The organism is Pseudonocardia sp. ICBG601 (genome assembly GCF_020496245.1).
Map to the genome: position 1 here is coordinate 1 of NZ_JAHLJA010000194.1, position 14,764 is coordinate 14,764.

A 14,764-nucleotide genomic window follows, 5' to 3' on the forward strand; every position below is an offset into this window, starting at 1 on the left:
GTCGGCCCGGCCGATCGCCTCGTCGAGCGAGCGGAAGCCCAGCTCGGCGAGGATCTCGCGGACCTCCTGCGCCACGAACCGCATGAAGTTCACGGACGTACTCGGCCTTGCCGTGTGAACTTCTTGCGCAGCTCCGGGTTCTTGCGTCCGCGACGCCGACCGGACAGGTGTCGAGGTGACAGACGCGCATCATGATGCAGCCCGGACACGACCAGCGGCGCGGTCGCGAAGCCGTACTCCTCGGCGCCGAGCAGCGCCGCGATGACGACGTCACGGCCGGTCTTGAGCTGGCCGTCGGCCTGTACCGTGATCCGGTCGCGCAGCCCGTTGGCCATCAGCGTCTGCTGGGTCTCGGCCAGGCCGAGCTCCCAGGGTCCGCCGGCGTGCTTGATCGAGGACAGCGGCGAGGCGCCGGTGCCGCCGTCGTGGCCCGAGATGAGCACGACGTCGGAGTGCGCCTTGGACACACCGGCCGCCACGGTCCCGACGCCGACCTTGGGACACCAGCTTCACGTGGATGCGGGCCCGCGGGTTGGCGTTCTTCAGGTCGTGGATGAGCTGCTTGATGTCCTCGATGGAGTAGATGTCGTGGTGCGGCGGCGGCGAGATGAGGCCGACGCCCGGCGTCGAAGTACCGGGTGGTCGCGATCCACGGGTAGACCTTGCTGCCGGGCAGCTGACCGCCCTCACCGGGCTTGGCGCCCTGGGCGATCTTGATCTGGATGTCGTCGGCGTTGACCAGGTACTCGGAGGTGACGCCGAACCGGCCCGGACGCCGCCTGCTGCCTGACCGCACTGCGCCGCGAGTCGCCGTTGGGGTCCGGGGTGAAGCGGTCCGGGTCCTCGCCGCCCTCACCGGTGTTGGACCGGCCGCCGATGCGGTTCATCGCGATCGCCAGGGTCTCGTGCATCTCCTGGGAGATCGAGCCGTAGGAGATCGCGCCGGTCGCGAACCGGGTCATGATCGACTCGATCGACTCGACCTCGTCGATCGACACGGGCTCGCGCCCGTCCTTGAAGCGGAACAGGCGCGCGCAGCGTCATCAGCCGCTTCGCCTGGTCGTCGACGGCCTTCGTGTACTCCTTGAAGACCTCGTACTTCCCGGCCGGGTGGAGTGCTGCAGCTTGAAGACGGTCTGCGGGTTGAACAGGTGCAGCTCCGCCTCGCGGGCGCACACTGGTACTCGCCGCCGACCGGCAGCGCCCGGTGCGAGGCACGGACGTCGTCGGCGGGGTAGGCGCGCGGCGGTGGTGGGCCAGGACTCCTCGGCGAGGGACGTCGAAGCCGACGCCGCCGATCCGCGACGCGGTGCCGCGGAAGGCCGCGTCGATGACCTCGGAGCCCAGGCCGACGGCCTCGAAGATCTGCGCACCGGTGTAGGACGCGACCGTCGAGACGCCCATCTTCGACATGGTCTTGCGGACACCCTTGCCGAGCGCCTTGACCAGGTTCTTCGCCGCGGTCGGGCCGTCGACGCCGGGGATGTCGCCGCGCTCGGCGAGGTCCTCGACCGTGGCCATCGCCAGGTACGGGTTCACCGCGGAGGCGCCGTAGCCCAGCAGCAGCGCGATGTGGTGGACCTCGCGGGCGTCCGCGGACTCCACGACCAGCCCGACCCGGGTACGCGAGCGCTCCCGGACCAGGTGGTGGTGCACGGTGCCGGTGAGCAGCAGCGACGGGATCGGGCGTGTTTCGGCGTCCACCCCGCGCTGGGACAGCACGATCAGGCGGGCCCCGTTCTCGATCGCGCGGGACACCTCCTGCTTGATCTCGGCCAGCCGCGAGAGCATGCCCTTGCCGCCGTCGCGGGCGGTGAAGGTGCCGCGGACGACGTGCGAGGCGAAGCCGGGGAACTCCCCGTCGTCGTTGATGTGGACGATCTTCGCCAGGTCGTCGTTGGTCAGCACCGGGAACGGCACGACGATGGTCCGACAGTGCGCCGGCGTCGCGTCGAGCAGGTTCTGCTCCGGCCCGAGCTGGCTGAACAGCGAGGTGACGAGCTCCTCGCGGATCGCGTCCAGCGGCGGGTTGGTGAACCTGGGCGAACAGCTGGATGAAGTAGTCGTAGAGCTGGCGCGGGCGCTCGGCGATCGCGGCGAGCGCGCGCTCGTCGTTGCCCATCGAGCCGATCGGCTCGGCCCCGGACACCGCCATCGGGCGGAGCAGGACGTTGAGGCTCCTCCTCGGTGTAGCCGAGCGCCTGCTGGCGCAGGTTGAGCGTCTCGTGGGTCGGGGACTCGCGGGTACGGGCGGGAAGCTCGTCGAGCCGGATCAGGCCGGCGTGCAGCCAGTCGGCGTACGGGTGCTCGGCCGCCAGCGCGCCCTTCACCTCGTCGTCGTCGTCGACGATCTTGCCGAGCTCGGTGTCGATGAGGAACATGCGGCCCGGCTCGAGGCGGCCCTTGCGGACGACCTTGTCGGGCGCGACGTCCAGCACTCCGACCTCGGACGCGAGCACGACCAGGCCGTCCTCGGTGACCCAGTAGCGGGCCGGGCGCAGGCCGTTGCGGTCGAGGACCGCGCCGATCCGGGTGCCGTCGGTGAACGCCACCAGGGCCGGTCCGTCCCACGGCTCCATCAGGGTGGAGTGGTACTCGTAGTAGAACGCCCGCCGGGCGGGGTCCAGCTCGGTGGTTGTGCTCCCAGGCCTCCGGGATCATCATCAGCACCGCGTGCGGCAGGCTGCGACCGGACAGGTGCAGCAGCTCCAGGACCTCGTCGAAGGTGGCCGAGTCCGATGCGTCGGGGGGTGACGATCGGGGTCAGCCGCGACAGGTCGCCGGGCAGGTTCGCGGGACTCCCAGCAGCGACTCGCGGGCCGCCATCCAGTTCCGGTTGCCGCGCAGCGTGTTGATCTCACCGTTGTGCGCCACGTAGCGGAACGGGTGCGCCAGCGGCCACGCCGGGAACGTGTTCGTGGAGAAGCGCGAGTGCACGATCGCCAGCGCCGGTCACGCGCTCGTCGTTCAGGTCGGGGTAGAACGCCGCGACCTGCGGCTCGGCGAGCATGCCTTGTAGATGACGGTGCGCGGCGACAGCGAGGGAAGTAGGTCTCGGTGTCGTGCTCGACCCGCTTCCGGAAGCAGAACGCACGGCGTTCCAGGTCGATGCCGGCGGGCGCGCTCTCCGGGGCGTCCCCGGTCAGCTCCACGCCACCGACGAACAGTTGCCGGAAGCCCGGCATGGCGTTCCGGGCGATGGAGCCCAGGTCCGCGGCGGTCGGGGTCGGTCGGGAGCTCGCGCCACCCGAGGACCGTGAGGTCCTCCTCGGCGGCGAGCGCGTCGATCCGCTCGATCGCCGCGGCGGCCTCGGCCTCGTCACGCGGCAGCATCGCGATGCCGGTGGCGTAGGCGCCCTCCGCGGGCAGGTCGAAGTCGGTGGACCTCGCGGTAGAACGCGTCCGGGACCTGGATCAGGATCCCGGCACCGTCACCGGTGTTGTACTCGGCGCCACGTGCACCGCGGTGCTCCAGTCGCAGCAGGGCCTCGATGGCCTTCTGCACGATGGCGTGGCTGCGCTTGCCGGTGACGTCGGCCAACATGGCCACACCGCAGGCGTCGTGCTCGTGATCGGCGGCGTAGAGCCCACCGGGCGAGGGGCGACGCGTCTGGTCACTGATCGCGGCCAACTGCTCCTCCTGTCGTCTCGGTGCACCTGGAGCCACCCGCATCGGACGACCCGGACAGGCAAGCTCGCTGCGGTCCGAAAAGGGTTCTCAGAGTACAGCGCGCAGCCCGAGTGGGACGTGCGACGAGGGCCGTTCAGGTGCACCGTGCCGCCGGGGTGGGTGACCGGCGGACGGAATCTTCCTCGGGCACGCCGAGCGGCCGGGCGCTGACTTCCAGTACCAGGCCGTTCCTTGCGGCACGGTTCGACCGCACACCCCGGCGAGTGCGGTCTGGCGAGTGCACAGAGTCGCACGTCGCAACCGTGGTGCGCTACTGAGAGCGTGTTTGGAAATGGTGGGTGTGTCGGGATGGTCGACACGGCTGGGGTGCTCCATCGTGGTCGGCATGCAGGAACGACCGCGCCGGTACCCCTCGGACACCAGTGATGCCCAGTGGGTGGTGATCGAGCCGTTGTTACCGCCGCTCGCGCGGCGGGGGCGGCCTGTTGCTCATGCTCGTCGGGACGTGCTGGGGGGCGATCTTGTATGTGTCGTGCGGACCGGGTGTGCCTGGGGGGCGTTGCCGGTGGACTTCCCGCCCTGGCAGACCGTCTACTGGTACTTCAACCAGTGGGAACAGCAGAAGGTCACCGAGAAGAATCCTCCCGGTCGTGCGGGGGCAGTTACGTTATCGCCGAGGGCCGTGATCCGGAGCCGAGTGCGGGGATCATCGATTCCCAGTCGGTCAAGGGCGCCGACACCGTCGGCCAGGACTCCCGCGGCTACGACGCCGGGAAGAAGACAGGCGGACGGAAACGGTTCATCGTGACCGACACCCTCGGTCTGCTGCTGACCACGATGGTGTGCTCGGCCTCGGTACAGGACCACGCGACGGCGCCAAGCCGATCCTGCTCAACCTCTACCTGCGCACCAGGGTGCGCGGTTCGTCTACGCCGACGCCGCTTCGCCGGGCGACTGCTCGACTGGGCCGCCACGATCCTGCAGACAACGATCGAGATCATCCGCAAGCCACCCGAGCAGCGCGGATTCACCGTCCTCCCACGAAGGTGGGTGTGTCGAACGGACCCTGGCCTGGCTCACCGCACACCGACACGGCCTGGCCCGAGACTACGAACGCCACCCCACCACATCCGAAGCCATGATCCGCTGGGCCGCGATCAACACCATCACCCGCCGCATCGCCCGTGGATACCCCGCCACCCGCCAGCAGAAACACACGACACCCTCAACCCACTAGAATTTCCAAAACACGCTCTGAGAGCGGCCCGCCTGTCCCGTGATGTGGATCGCTGACCATGCGAGCAGGTCAACGTTGCCGTCCCGTGTCCGGACGGTGAGCCGAGCGTGACCATCCGTCGGGAGTGCCGTATGCGTCACTGCGTGGGATCGCCGTGCGGGAGAGCGGGTCGTTACGCGCCGCTTCCCGGGAGCCGGGGGAGACTGGGCGCGATGAACGCGTCGCCGCACACGCCCGCCGCCGGGCCGCCGCCGTCCTCCACCCGACCGGGTGTCCGACGAACGGGTCGCCGCGGTGCTCGCCGATGTCGCCACGATCGGTCCCTGGTTCGCGCGGTGTGACGCCCGCCGCGTCCGGCACCGTCCGGTGGGAACCCGCTCTCTACGCCGCGCCCGTGGCCGGTGGCCCGGACCCGCTCGGGGTCGGCGGATCGACGAGGTCACCACCGCGCTCGGCGGGGACCGGCGGGTCGGGGCGTCGGTCGCGGTGATGGGGCTCGCGGCGCGGATCGTGGCCATGCCCTTCGCGGCCGTGGCCCTGCACGGTGTCCTCCCGTCGCTCGGGGAGCTGCGCCGGGACCCGGGCGCAGCCGACCCGTGGGCCGGCCGCCCTGCCCGCCGGGACCCACCGGCATCGCCACCCGGACGTCGCCGTCGACCCGGCGGGCGCCGCGGACCTGCTCGCCCGGGAGCTCGCCGGACGCCCATCTGGAGCCGCTGTACGCCGCCGTCGCCGTCCGCGCCGCGGTGTCGCCGCGGGTGCGCGCGGCAACGTGGTGTCCTCGATCGGCGGGGCGGCGCGGGTCATGGAGGCCGTGCGGCGCCCGGACGGCGTCGGTACCTGGCCCTGCTCGACGCGCTCGCCGACCCCCGGTGCTGCGCGGGCCGTTGCCCTCGGGGGCGACCGGGCGTCTGCTCCGTCTCGACGAGACCGACGCGGACACCGAGTGGGCGTTCCGGCGCCGCTCCTGCTGCCTCTACGTCCGCGCCCCCGGCGGCGGGACCTGCGGCGACTGCGTGCTGGCCGGCCGCGCCTGACCGGAACACGGCACCGTCCCCGGGCACCGCACCGTCCCCGGGCACCGCACCGTCCCCGGGCACCGCACCGCCCCCTGGCACCGCACCGCCCCCTGGCACGGCCCTGGCACCGCGGCCCCCGGACAAGGCAGCGCTCCGGGCCGCAGGCAGCGCAGGCAGCGCTGTCGCGCCACGGCGGCGCCGCGCCGAGCTCAGGCCGGCAGCGCGATGTCGGCGACGGTGACCCGCACCCGGGCGTCGAGGCCGCACACCGTCGCGACCTCCTCGGCCACCTCCCGGCGCACCCGTTCGGCCAGCTCGGCGCAGTTCGTGCCGAACCGCACGCCCACCGTCACCCGGATCTCGGCCTCGTGCCCGTGCACCGACGCGACCAGGCCCTGCACCCGCAGCTCCTCGGGCACCGGGTCGCGGGGCAGCCAGTCCGCGGCCAGTCCCAGCAGGGTGTGCGCGACGTCTCCCATCAGCGCCACGACCCCCGGGACCCGCCGGACCCGTCGCGCCGCCACCCGCGCGACGGCCAGGTCGGACACGGACACCGTCGTCGGCCCGCTCATGCCGGCTCTTCCCACAGGTCCTCGACGAGGATGTCCACCCCGGCGATCGGCACGCCGAGCGTGCGGTCCCCGGCCGAGATCATCATCTGCCGGACGCGGGCGGTGACCGACGCGAGGTCGACGCCGAACCGCGCGGCGACCGTCACCCGCACCCACACCGCGGGCGGGCCGTCCGCGGAACCGTCCGGGTCGCGGAGCTGCTCGATCCGGCACCGGCGGGCCCGCAGCCCGTCCATCGTGTCCACGACGTGGCGCAGCGCCGCCTCGGCGGTCGGCCTGCCGAGCCACGCGTCCGGGCCGAGGGTGAGCAGCTCGTGCGGGCGCAGGTCCGCGACGACCGCGCCCATCACCTGTTCCAGCACCGACGGCGGCGGCCGCAGCGGCTCGGCCGCCATCCTCGCCACCAGCCCGCCGAGCCGGTCGTGGTCGGCGCGTGCGCGCACGCAGTGCGGACAGGTCAGCTCGTGCTCGTCGAGCACGCCCTCCTCCGCGTGGTCCCAGACGTCGGCGGCGTCCCGGCCGCAGGCCAGCGGCTCGACGCGGTCCGCCCCGGTCCTGCCTACCGCCATGCCCGCATCCTCTCCGCCAGTGCTCCGCGTGCCCGGTGGATCCGGCCGCGGACGGCGGTCTCGCCCGCCCCGGTGATCTGGGAGATCTCGCTGTAGCCCAGCCCCTCCAGCTCCCGCAGCACCCACGCCGTGCGCTGATCCTCCGGCAGCGACGCGACCGCCCGCGACAGTGCCGCCATCTCCGCGTCGACCTCGGCGGCCCGCTCCGGGGTGGGGGAGCGGTCGTCGGCCGGCGCGCCCGGACCGTCGTCGGTCGGGAGCGGGTCGGTCCGTCGTCGCCGCCGGACCAGTGCGGTGCAGCGGTGGGTGACGATCCGGTACATCCAGGTGGAGAAGGCCGCCTCGCCGCGGAAGGTGCCGATCCGCCGCCAGGCGTCGATGAGCGCGTCCTGCAGGGCGTCCTCGGCGTCGGTGGCGTCGCCGACGACCCGGACCGCGACCCGGAACAGGGCGTTCTGGTGGCGGCGGGCCAGCTCCTCGAACGCGCCGACGTCGCCGTCCTGGGCCCGGACGACCAGCGTGGTCTCGTCCAGCGCGGCCCGCGACGGCACCCGTGCCGGCTGTGCCGACGGCACGTCAGGGCTCGGTGGTCGGGCGGCCGGTGGGCCGCTGACCTGCGCGTTCACCATGGACGGCCCCGTCGGGGTGTGAGCGGTGGAAGGTGGGGGTAGTCCCCACTCGTCGAGGACGGTAGCGACCGGCGGGCACCCCGCCCGCCGGACACGCGACCGGGAAGCAGGTGAGTTCCATGGGTCTCGGAGACAAGATCAGCAACAAGGCCGAGGAGCTGGGTGGCAAGGCCAAGGAGGCCACCGGCGAGGCGACCGACGACAAGGACCTGCAGGCCGAGGGCAAGGCCGACCAGGCCACCGGCAACCTGAAGCAGGCCGGCGAGAAGCTCAAGGACACCTTCAAGAGCTGACCCGCGCACCACGACGGCGGCGGCACCCCACAGCGGGGTGCCGCCGCCGTCGTCTGTCGCTAAGAGCGTGTTTGGAAATTCTAGTGGGTTGAGGGTGTCGTGTGTTTCTGCTGGCGGGTGGCGGGGTATCCACGGGCGATGCGGCGGGTGATGGTGTTGATCGCGGCCCAGCGGATCATGGCTTCGGATGTGGTGGGGTGGCGTTCGTAGTCTCGGGCCAGGCGTCGGTGTGCGGTGAGCCAGGCCAGGGTCCGTTCGACCACCCACCTTCGTGGGAGGACGGTGAATCCGCGCTGCTCGGGTGGCTTGCGGATGATCTCGATCGTTGTCTGCAGGATCGTGGCGGCCCAGTCGAGCAGTCGCCCGGCGAAGCCGGCGTCGGCGTAGACGAACCGCACCCTGGTGCGCAGGTAGAGGTTGAGCAGGATCGGCTTGGCGCCGTCGCGGTCCTGTACCGAGGCCGAGCACACCATCGTGGTCAGCAGCAGACCGAGGGTGTCGGTCACGATGAACCGTTTCCGTCCGCCTGTCTTCTTCCCGGCGTCGTAGCCGCGGGAGTCCTGGCCGACGGTGTCGGCGCCCTTGACCGACTGGGAATCGATGATCCCCGCACTCGGCTCCGGATCACGGCCCTCGGCGATACGTAACTGCCCCCGCACGACCGGGAGGATCTTCTCGGTGACCTTCTGCTGTTCCCACTGGTTGAAGTACCAGTAGACGGTCTGCCAGGGCGGGAAGTCCACCGGCAACGCCCGCCAGGCACACCCGGTCCGCACGACATACAAGATCGCGTCCAGCACGTCCCGACGAGCATGAGCAACAGGCCGCCCCCGCCGCGCGAGCGGCGGTAACAACGGCTCGATCACCACCCACTGGGCATCACTGGTGTCCGAGGGGTACCGGCGCGGTCGTTCCTGCATGCCGACCACGATGGAGCACCCCAGCCGTGTCGACCATCCCGACACACCCACCATTTCCAAACACGCTCTAAGGTCCGGCCCCGTGACCGACCCCGCCGCAGGACCCGGCCCGCAGGCCGTCGCGGACGCCGTGCTGGCCCACCCCTCGGTGCTGCGCCTCGACGGCGGCCCGTTCGGCGCGATCGCGTCGTACCTGCCCGGGCACCGGGTCCAGGGCGTGCGGCTGGCCGACCCGGTCGAGATCGCCGTCGTCCTCCGGCTGGGCAGGCCCTTCGCGGAGGTCGCCGACGAGGTCGCCGACCGGGTCCGCGCCGTCCTCGGTGACGACACCCTGGCCGTGGACGTGACCGTCGCCGACGTCGGTGCGGCCGGCGGTGTCGAGGGCCCCGCCGCACCGTGACCCGCGCCCGGGCCGTCGCACGGTGACCGGGCTCGCCTAGACTCGCGCGAGCCCCGCCGTCACCGGGCGCGTCCCACGTACCCGGCGGCCGGTGGCACGGGACGCCCGGCGCGAGAGCCGGGATCGTCCGGCGCCGGCGGGCGGGGCCACCGACCGGGGGCCGCGCGAGCCGCGGCCCGATGCATCACTCGTACCGCCCCAAGGAGTTCCACCGTGAAGAGCACCGTCGAGCACCTCAGCCCGACGCGCGTCCGGATCAACGTCGAGGTGCCGTTCGACGAGCTCAAGCCGGACTTCGACCGCGCGTACAAGAAGATCGCCCAGCAGGTCCGCATCCCCGGCTTCCGCCCGGGCAAGGCGCCGGCCCGCATCCTGGAGGCCCGGATCGGCCGTGGCCCCGTCCTCGACGAGGTCGTGAACGCCGCGATCCCGGTGAAGTACCAGGAGGCCGTGGTGACGTCCGAGGACGTCAAGCCGATCGGCCGGCCCGACATCGAGGTCACCGAGATCGCCGACGGCGAGCGCATCGCGTTCACCGCCGAGGTCGACGTCCGCCCCGAGATCACCCTCCCCGACCTGGACGGCCTGACCGTCGAGGTCGACGAGACCGAGGTGACCGAGGACGAGGTCACCGAGCAGCTCGACCAGCTGCGCGCCCGGTTCGGCACCCTGGCCGGTGTCGACCGCCCGGCGCAGAAGGGCGACTACGTCCAGATCGACCTCTCCGCCGCCGTCGACGGCACGCCGATCGAGGAGGCCACCACGACCGGCTTCTCCTACGAGGTCGGCCAGGGCGGTCTCATCGACGGCATCGACGAGGTCCTCGAGGGCATGTCGGCCGGCGAGGAGAAGACCTTCACCTCGAAGCTGGTCGCCGGCGAGCACGCCGACAAGGACGCGGACATCACCGTCAAGGTGACCACCGTCAAGGAGCGCAACCTCCCCGACGCCGACGACGAGTTCGCCCAGCTGGCGTCGGAGTTCGATACCCTCGACGAGCTGACCGAGAACCTGCGCGAGCGCCTGGGCCGGTCCAAGCGGATGGAGCAGGCCGCGCAGGCCCGCGACCGTCTCCTGGACAAGCTCGTCGAGGACACCGAGGTGCCGCTGCCGGAGTCGGTCGTCGCGGCCGAGGTCGAGACCCGCACCCACGACGCGGTGCACGCCTTCGACCACGACGAGGACAAGTTCGGCGAGTTCCTCTCCTCGCAGGACAAGACCCGCGAGCAGTTCGACACCGAGACGCGCGAGGAGGCCGAGAAGGCCGTCCGCTACCGCCTCGTGCTCGACACCCTGGCCGCCCGCGAGGAGATCTCGGTCGGGGACCAGGAGCTCACCGAGCGGATCATGTACCAGGCCCAGCAGTACGGCATGGCCCCCGAGCAGTTCGTCCAGCAGATCCAGCAGGCCGGCCAGCTCGGCGTGATCTACCAGGACGTGCGCCGCTCCAAGGCGCTGATCACCGCCGTGCGCGCGGCGACCGTCACCCTCCCGGGTGGCGAGGTCGTCGACCTGTCCGACCTGCTCGGGCCGGACGAGGACGAGACCACCGTCGAGGAGGTCCCCGCGACCGATGTGGACGGTGCCGCCGACACCGCCGACGAGGCCGCCGACACCACCGCGGAGACCACCAGCGACAAGGCCTCCGACAAGGCCGACGCGAAGGCCTGACCGGCCGTCGTCACCCGGCCTCGCACGACGTGCCGTGCGCTGTCGGCGAACATCGGGCGTCGTTCCCTACGCGGGGCCCCCGCTCCGCGTAGGGTCGGCCCCGAACCGGTCCCCACCGGACCGTGAACGGGTTCGCAAGACCCGACACCGGAGAACCGAGAGCGATCCAGAGGAAGACTCCGGGACCCCCTCCCACGGCGTCCGCGCCGCGGGAGCGGGCCCGACTTCGGAAAGCAGGGTGAAGTGAGCCAGCAGGACACCGGCCCGTCCGCGGGCCGCGGCACCGGGCCGCAGATGCGGTCCGGCATCAGCGCTATGTCGCTGTCCGACTCCGTGTACGACCGCCTGCTCCAGCAGCGCATCATCGTGCTCGGTCAGCAGGTGGACGCGGAGATCTCGAACCGCATCGCGGCGCAGATGCTGCTGCTCGCGGCCGAGGACCCGGACAAGGACATCGAGCTCTACATCAACTCGCCCGTGGCTCGGTCACCGACGGCATGGCCATCTTCGACACGATGAACCTGATCCCGTGCGACGTGGCGACCACGGCGATGGGCATGGCCGCGTCGATGGGGCAGTTCCTGCTGTCGGCGGGCACCCCGGGCAAGCGCTCGGCGCTGCCGCACGCGCGGATCATGATGCACCAGCCGTCCGCCGGCGTCGGCGGCACGGAAGCCGACATCACCATCCAGGCCGAGCAGTTCCGCCGCACCAAGCGGGAGATGGCGGAGCTGATCGCCCAGCACACCGGTCAGTCGGTCGAGACCATCGAGCGTGACTCCGACCGCGACCGCTGGTTCTCCGCGCAGGAGGCCAAGGACTACGGCTTCGTCGACCACGTCGTCACGCACGCGGGCCGGATCGGCGAGCAGAACGGGAGCGCCCAGTGAGCACCTTCGACCCGCGCCACCCGGAGTCGATGACCGACCTGCGCGGCCCCGGCGGCTGGGCGCCGGACCCGGCCCGTTCCCGGTACGTGCTCCCGTCGTACGTGGAGCGCACCAGCTACGGGGTCAAGGAGTCGAACCCGTACAACAAGCTCTTCGAGGAGCGCATCATCTTCCTCGGTGAGCAGATCAACGACACCTCGGCGAACGACACCATGGCTCAGCTGCTGGTGCTCGAGTCGCTCGACCCGGACCGCGAGATCTCGCTGTACATCAACTCGCCGGGCGGGTCGTTCACGTCGCTGATGGCGATCTACGACACGATGCAGTTCATCCGGCCCGACATCCAGACCGTCTGCCTCGGGCAGGCGGCGTCGGCCGCGGCCGTGCTGCTGTGCGCCGGCACCCCGGGCCGCCGCATGGCGGTCGAGAACGCCCGCATCCTGATCCACCAGCCGGCCACCCAGGGCGTGTACGGCCAGGTGTCGGACCTGGAGATCCAGGCGGCGGAGATCTCCCGCATCCGCAAGCGGATGGAGGAGGTCATCGCACGGCACTCCAACCGGACTGCGGAGCAGGTGCGCGAGGACATCGACCGGGACAAGATCCTCACGGCCGAGGAGGCCAAGGACTACGGCCTGGTCGACGAGATCGTGCAGAGCCGCAAGCTGTCCGGTACCGCCGGCGGCAAGTGACACCCGGGTCACCGGCGGCCGGATCCGGCCGCCGGTGACCGCCCGGCGACCCGCCGGGGAACCGGACACCGCTTCCGGTCCCCGTGCGGGCCGCGGGCAGGTACCGTCAACCCGGCACGGGGCGACGGGCGCGACGCGAGAACGCCGGACCAGACTGGGGATCGACACCTATGGCACGCATCGGCGACGGCGGGGACCTGCTCAAGTGCTCGTTCTGCGGGAAGAGCCAGAAGCAGGTCAAGAAGCTCATCGCCGGCCCCGGCGTCTACATCTGCGACGAGTGCATCGATCTCTGCAACGAGATCATCGAGGAGGAGCTGGCCGAGGCCGGTGAGGTCAAGCTCGACGAGCTGCCCAAGCCCACCGAGATCCACGAGTTCCTCGACCAGTACGTCGTCGGTCAGGCCACCACCAAGCGCACGCTGTCGGTGGCGGTCTACAACCACTACAAGCGCATCCAGGTCGGCGAGCGCAGCCGGCCGCGGGCGGCGACGCCTCCGACGGCATCGAGATCGCCAAGTCGAACATCCTGATGCTCGGCCCCACCGGCTGCGGCAAGACCTACCTGGCGCAGACGCTGGCCAAGATGCTCAACGTCCCGTTCGCCATCGCCGACGCGACCGCCCTCACCGAGGCCGGCTACGTGGGCGAGGACGTCGAGAACATCCTGCTCAAGCTCATCCAGGCCGCCGACTACGACGTGAAGCGCGCCGAGACCGGCATCATCTACATCGACGAGGTCGACAAGATCGCGCGGAAGTCGGAGAACCCGTCGATCACCCGTGACGTGTCCGGCGAGGGCGTGCAGCAGGCGCTGCTGAAGATCCTCGAGGGCACCACGCGAGCGTCCCGCCGCAGGGCGGCCGCAAGCACCCGCACCAGGAGTTCATCCAGATCGACACGACGAACGTCCTGTTCATCGTGGCCGGCGCCTTCGCGGGCTGGAGCGGATCATCGGCGAGCGGGTTGGCCAGTCCGGCATCGGCTTCGGCGCCGACATCCGCTCGAAGAAGGACCTGGACTCCGCGGAGCGCTTCGCCGAGACCCTCCCCGAGGACCTGATCAAGTTCGGCCTGATCCCCGAGTTCATCGGCCGGCTCCCGATCGTCGCCTCGGTGACCTCGCTCGACAAGGACGCCCTGGTCAAGATCCTGACCGAGCCGCGGAACGCTCTGGTGAAGCAGTACCGCAAGCTGTTCGAGATGGACGGCGTGGAGCTGGAGTTCGCCGAGGCCGCCCTCGACGCCGTGGCCGACCAGGCGATCCTGCGTGGCACCGGCGCCCGTGGCCTGCGGGCGATCATGGAGGAGGTCCTCCTCCCGGTGATGTACGACATCCCCAGCCGCGACGACGTGGCGAAGGTCGTCGTGACCGCCCAGACGGTGAAGGACAACGTCAACCCGACGATCGTCCCGCCACCCGCAGCGCAGCGCCGGAGCGCCGCGACCGCTCGGCCTGAGCCGCCGCCCGCACCGACCCGACGCCGCCGGTCCCACCAGCAGGTGGGACCGGCGTTGTCGTATCGAGACCGGCTCGGGTTGCCGCACCCTTCCGCACTACTTAGCGTTGCTCCGTCAACAGTCGACGGAGGGGCGAGATGTCCGGATTTCTCACGCGCGAGCGCATCGTCGCTCCACCGGATGGAGCCGTTGGCTCGTCCCACCGGCGGCGCTGTCCATCCACCTGGCGATCGGCCAGGTCTACGCCTGGAGCGTCTTCAAGACCCCGCTGGCGACCGCGCTCGACCTGTCGGGCGTCGCCACGGCGCTGCCCTTCACCCTCGGCATCATCATGCTGGGGCTGTCCTCGGCGCTGTTCGGCACGAAGGTCGACAGCAACGGCCCGCGCTGGGCGATGGTCGTCGCGTCGAGCTGCTTCGTCGCCGGGTTCCTCATCTCGGGTCTCGGCCTCTACGCCGAGCAGTACTGGCTGGTCGTGCTGGGCTACGGCTTCGTCGGCGGCATCGGCCTGGGCATCGGCTACATCTCGCCGGTCTCCACGCTGATCAAGTGGTTCCCGGACCGCCCCGGCCTGTCCACCGGCCTGGCGATCATGGGCTTCGGCGGTGGCGCGCTCATCGCGACCCCGCTCACCAACTCGCTGCTGTCGGCGTTCGGCGGGCTCCGGTGACGACGCCACGTCCTTTCGGCATCGGGTCCACGTTCCTCACGATGGGCCTATCTACCTGGTCTTCATGTCGGTCGGCTGGATCCTCATCCGGGTGCCCGCCGAGGGCTGGAC

Annotated in this window: 12 protein-coding genes and 11 pseudogenes; 10 read left to right on the plus strand and 13 right to left on the minus strand. The window is 71.1% G+C overall.

The features are described 5' to 3' along the window. The 9 genes and pseudogenes from KPL57_RS68565 to KPL57_RS73305 form a co-directional block, all read right to left on the minus strand. Positions 1-193, minus strand: a 193-nt coding sequence (locus KPL57_RS68565; protein WP_308253229.1) for a hypothetical protein, incomplete at its 3' end; no start/stop codon positions are given. A 67-nt stretch (positions 194-260) separates the two neighbouring features. Next, positions 261-479, minus strand: a pseudogene (locus KPL57_RS68570) (glutamate synthase-related protein); the annotation flags it as partial. A gap of 73 nt (positions 480-552) precedes the next feature. Beyond that, positions 553-690: pseudogene (locus KPL57_RS71170) on the minus strand (glutamate synthase-related protein); the annotation flags it as partial. Further along, positions 677-856, minus strand: a pseudogene (locus tag KPL57_RS71175) (glutamate synthase-related protein); the annotation flags it as partial. The pseudogenes KPL57_RS71170 and KPL57_RS71175, both read right to left, overlap by 14 nt. Continuing rightward, positions 840-998: pseudogene (locus KPL57_RS68580) on the minus strand (glutamate synthase-related protein); the annotation flags it as partial. The pseudogenes KPL57_RS71175 and KPL57_RS68580, both read right to left, overlap by 17 nt. Before the next feature lie 406 nt (positions 999-1,404). Beyond that, a pseudogene (locus KPL57_RS68585) lies at positions 1,405-2,022 on the minus strand (glutamate synthase central domain-containing protein); the annotation flags it as partial. Positions 2,023-2,083: 61 nt separating this feature from the next. After that, positions 2,084-2,155, minus strand: a pseudogene (locus tag KPL57_RS71180) (hypothetical protein); the annotation flags it as partial. 193 nt (positions 2,156-2,348) lie between these two features. Then, a pseudogene (locus KPL57_RS68590) lies at positions 2,349-2,579 on the minus strand (hypothetical protein); the annotation flags it as partial. Between the two features lie 109 nt (positions 2,580-2,688). After that, a pseudogene (locus KPL57_RS73305) lies at positions 2,689-3,673 on the minus strand (glutamate synthase subunit alpha); the annotation flags it as partial. A gap of 289 nt (positions 3,674-3,962) precedes the next feature. Between KPL57_RS73305 and KPL57_RS59650 the strand changes: the two are divergent. The 3 genes from KPL57_RS59650 to KPL57_RS71185 all read left to right on the plus strand — a co-directional run bounded on the left by KPL57_RS59650 (position 3,963) and on the right by KPL57_RS71185 (position 5,905). Further along, on the plus strand, positions 3,963-4,439 hold the full coding sequence (locus KPL57_RS59650) for a transposase (protein WP_226358834.1): 477 nt from the start codon (positions 3,963-3,965) through the stop codon (positions 4,437-4,439). Further along, positions 4,340-4,924, plus strand: a complete 585-nt coding sequence (locus tag KPL57_RS73310) for a transposase (protein WP_226358839.1) — start codon at positions 4,340-4,342, stop codon at positions 4,922-4,924. The genes KPL57_RS59650 and KPL57_RS73310 overlap by 100 nt, the downstream gene beginning before the upstream one ends. A 540-nt stretch (positions 4,925-5,464) precedes the next feature. Continuing rightward, positions 5,465-5,905, plus strand: a complete 441-nt coding sequence (locus KPL57_RS71185; protein WP_226358835.1) for a (2Fe-2S)-binding protein — start codon at positions 5,465-5,467, stop codon at positions 5,903-5,905. A 191-nt stretch (positions 5,906-6,096) separates the two neighbouring features. On the opposite strand, the gene KPL57_RS59670 is transcribed toward KPL57_RS71185, so the two are convergent. Genes KPL57_RS59670 through KPL57_RS59680 form a run of 3 tightly spaced genes read right to left on the minus strand, consistent with a single transcriptional unit; the run spans position 6,097 to position 7,603 of the window. After that, entirely contained in the window at positions 6,097-6,459 is a 363-nt protein-coding gene (locus KPL57_RS59670) for an Asp23/Gls24 family envelope stress response protein (protein ID WP_226358836.1), read from the minus strand. Next, complete coding sequence (locus KPL57_RS59675) at positions 6,456-7,028, minus strand: hypothetical protein (protein WP_020625708.1); 573 nt, start codon at positions 7,026-7,028, stop codon at positions 6,456-6,458. The genes KPL57_RS59670 and KPL57_RS59675 overlap by 4 nt, the downstream gene beginning before the upstream one ends. Next, positions 7,019-7,603, minus strand: coding sequence for an RNA polymerase sigma factor (locus KPL57_RS59680; protein WP_226358837.1), 585 nt, complete (start codon positions 7,601-7,603; stop codon positions 7,019-7,021). The genes KPL57_RS59675 and KPL57_RS59680 overlap by 10 nt, the downstream gene beginning before the upstream one ends. A gap of 173 nt (positions 7,604-7,776) precedes the next feature. Between KPL57_RS59680 and KPL57_RS59685 the strand changes: the two genes are divergently transcribed. Beyond that, positions 7,777-7,950: a CsbD family protein gene (locus tag KPL57_RS59685; protein WP_020625706.1), complete on the plus strand. Its 174-nt coding sequence runs from the start codon at positions 7,777-7,779 to the stop codon at positions 7,948-7,950. A 64-nt stretch (positions 7,951-8,014) separates the two neighbouring features. Here KPL57_RS59685 and KPL57_RS59690 read toward each other — a convergent pair. After that, a pseudogene (locus tag KPL57_RS59690) lies at positions 8,015-8,924 on the minus strand (IS5 family transposase); the annotation flags it as partial. 28 nt (positions 8,925-8,952) lie between these two features. Between KPL57_RS59690 and KPL57_RS59695 the strand changes: the two are divergent. The 6 genes and pseudogenes from KPL57_RS59695 to KPL57_RS59720 all read left to right on the plus strand — a co-directional run bounded on the left by KPL57_RS59695 (position 8,953) and on the right by KPL57_RS59720 (position 14,653). Further along, positions 8,953-9,270 (plus strand): hypothetical protein, encoded by a 318-nt coding sequence (locus KPL57_RS59695; protein ID WP_149666007.1) that lies wholly within the window; start codon positions 8,953-8,955, stop codon positions 9,268-9,270. A gap of 213 nt (positions 9,271-9,483) precedes the next feature. Next, positions 9,484-10,941 (plus strand): trigger factor, encoded by a 1,458-nt coding sequence (gene tig, locus KPL57_RS59700; protein ID WP_226358838.1) that lies wholly within the window; start codon positions 9,484-9,486, stop codon positions 10,939-10,941. A gap of 294 nt (positions 10,942-11,235) precedes the next feature. Beyond that, positions 11,236-11,831 (plus strand): annotated as a pseudogene (locus tag KPL57_RS59705) (ATP-dependent Clp protease proteolytic subunit). Between the two features lie 29 nt (positions 11,832-11,860). Beyond that, complete coding sequence (locus KPL57_RS59710; RefSeq protein WP_051050275.1) at positions 11,861-12,523, plus strand: ATP-dependent Clp protease proteolytic subunit; 663 nt, start codon at positions 11,861-11,863, stop codon at positions 12,521-12,523. Between the two features lie 170 nt (positions 12,524-12,693). Further along, positions 12,694-13,982: pseudogene (gene clpX / locus KPL57_RS59715) on the plus strand (ATP-dependent Clp protease ATP-binding subunit ClpX). Between the two features lie 107 nt (positions 13,983-14,089). Continuing rightward, the gene (locus tag KPL57_RS59720; protein WP_374203954.1) at positions 14,090-14,653 is read left to right on the plus strand and encodes an MFS transporter; all 564 of its coding nucleotides are present in this window, start codon (positions 14,090-14,092) and stop codon (positions 14,651-14,653) included. Positions 14,654-14,764: the final 111 nt, after the last annotated feature.

Bases quoted from the DNA above. Each gene is read 5' to 3' on its own strand.
- KPL57_RS59685 (WP_020625706.1), top strand. From the start codon at position 7,777: ATGGGTCTCGGAGACAAGATCAGCAACAAGGCCGAGGAGCTGGGTGGC.
- KPL57_RS59675 (WP_020625708.1), bottom strand. From the start codon at position 7,028: ATGGCGGTAGGCAGGACCGGGGCGGACCGCGTCGAGCCGCTGGCCTGC.
- KPL57_RS59710 (WP_051050275.1), top strand. From the start codon at position 11,861: ATGACCGACCTGCGCGGCCCCGGCGGCTGGGCGCCGGACCCGGCCCGT.
- KPL57_RS59650 (WP_226358834.1), top strand. From the start codon at position 3,963: ATGGTGGGTGTGTCGGGATGGTCGACACGGCTGGGGTGCTCCATCGTG.
- KPL57_RS59670 (WP_226358836.1), bottom strand. From the start codon at position 6,459: ATGAGCGGGCCGACGACGGTGTCCGTGTCCGACCTGGCCGTCGCGCGG.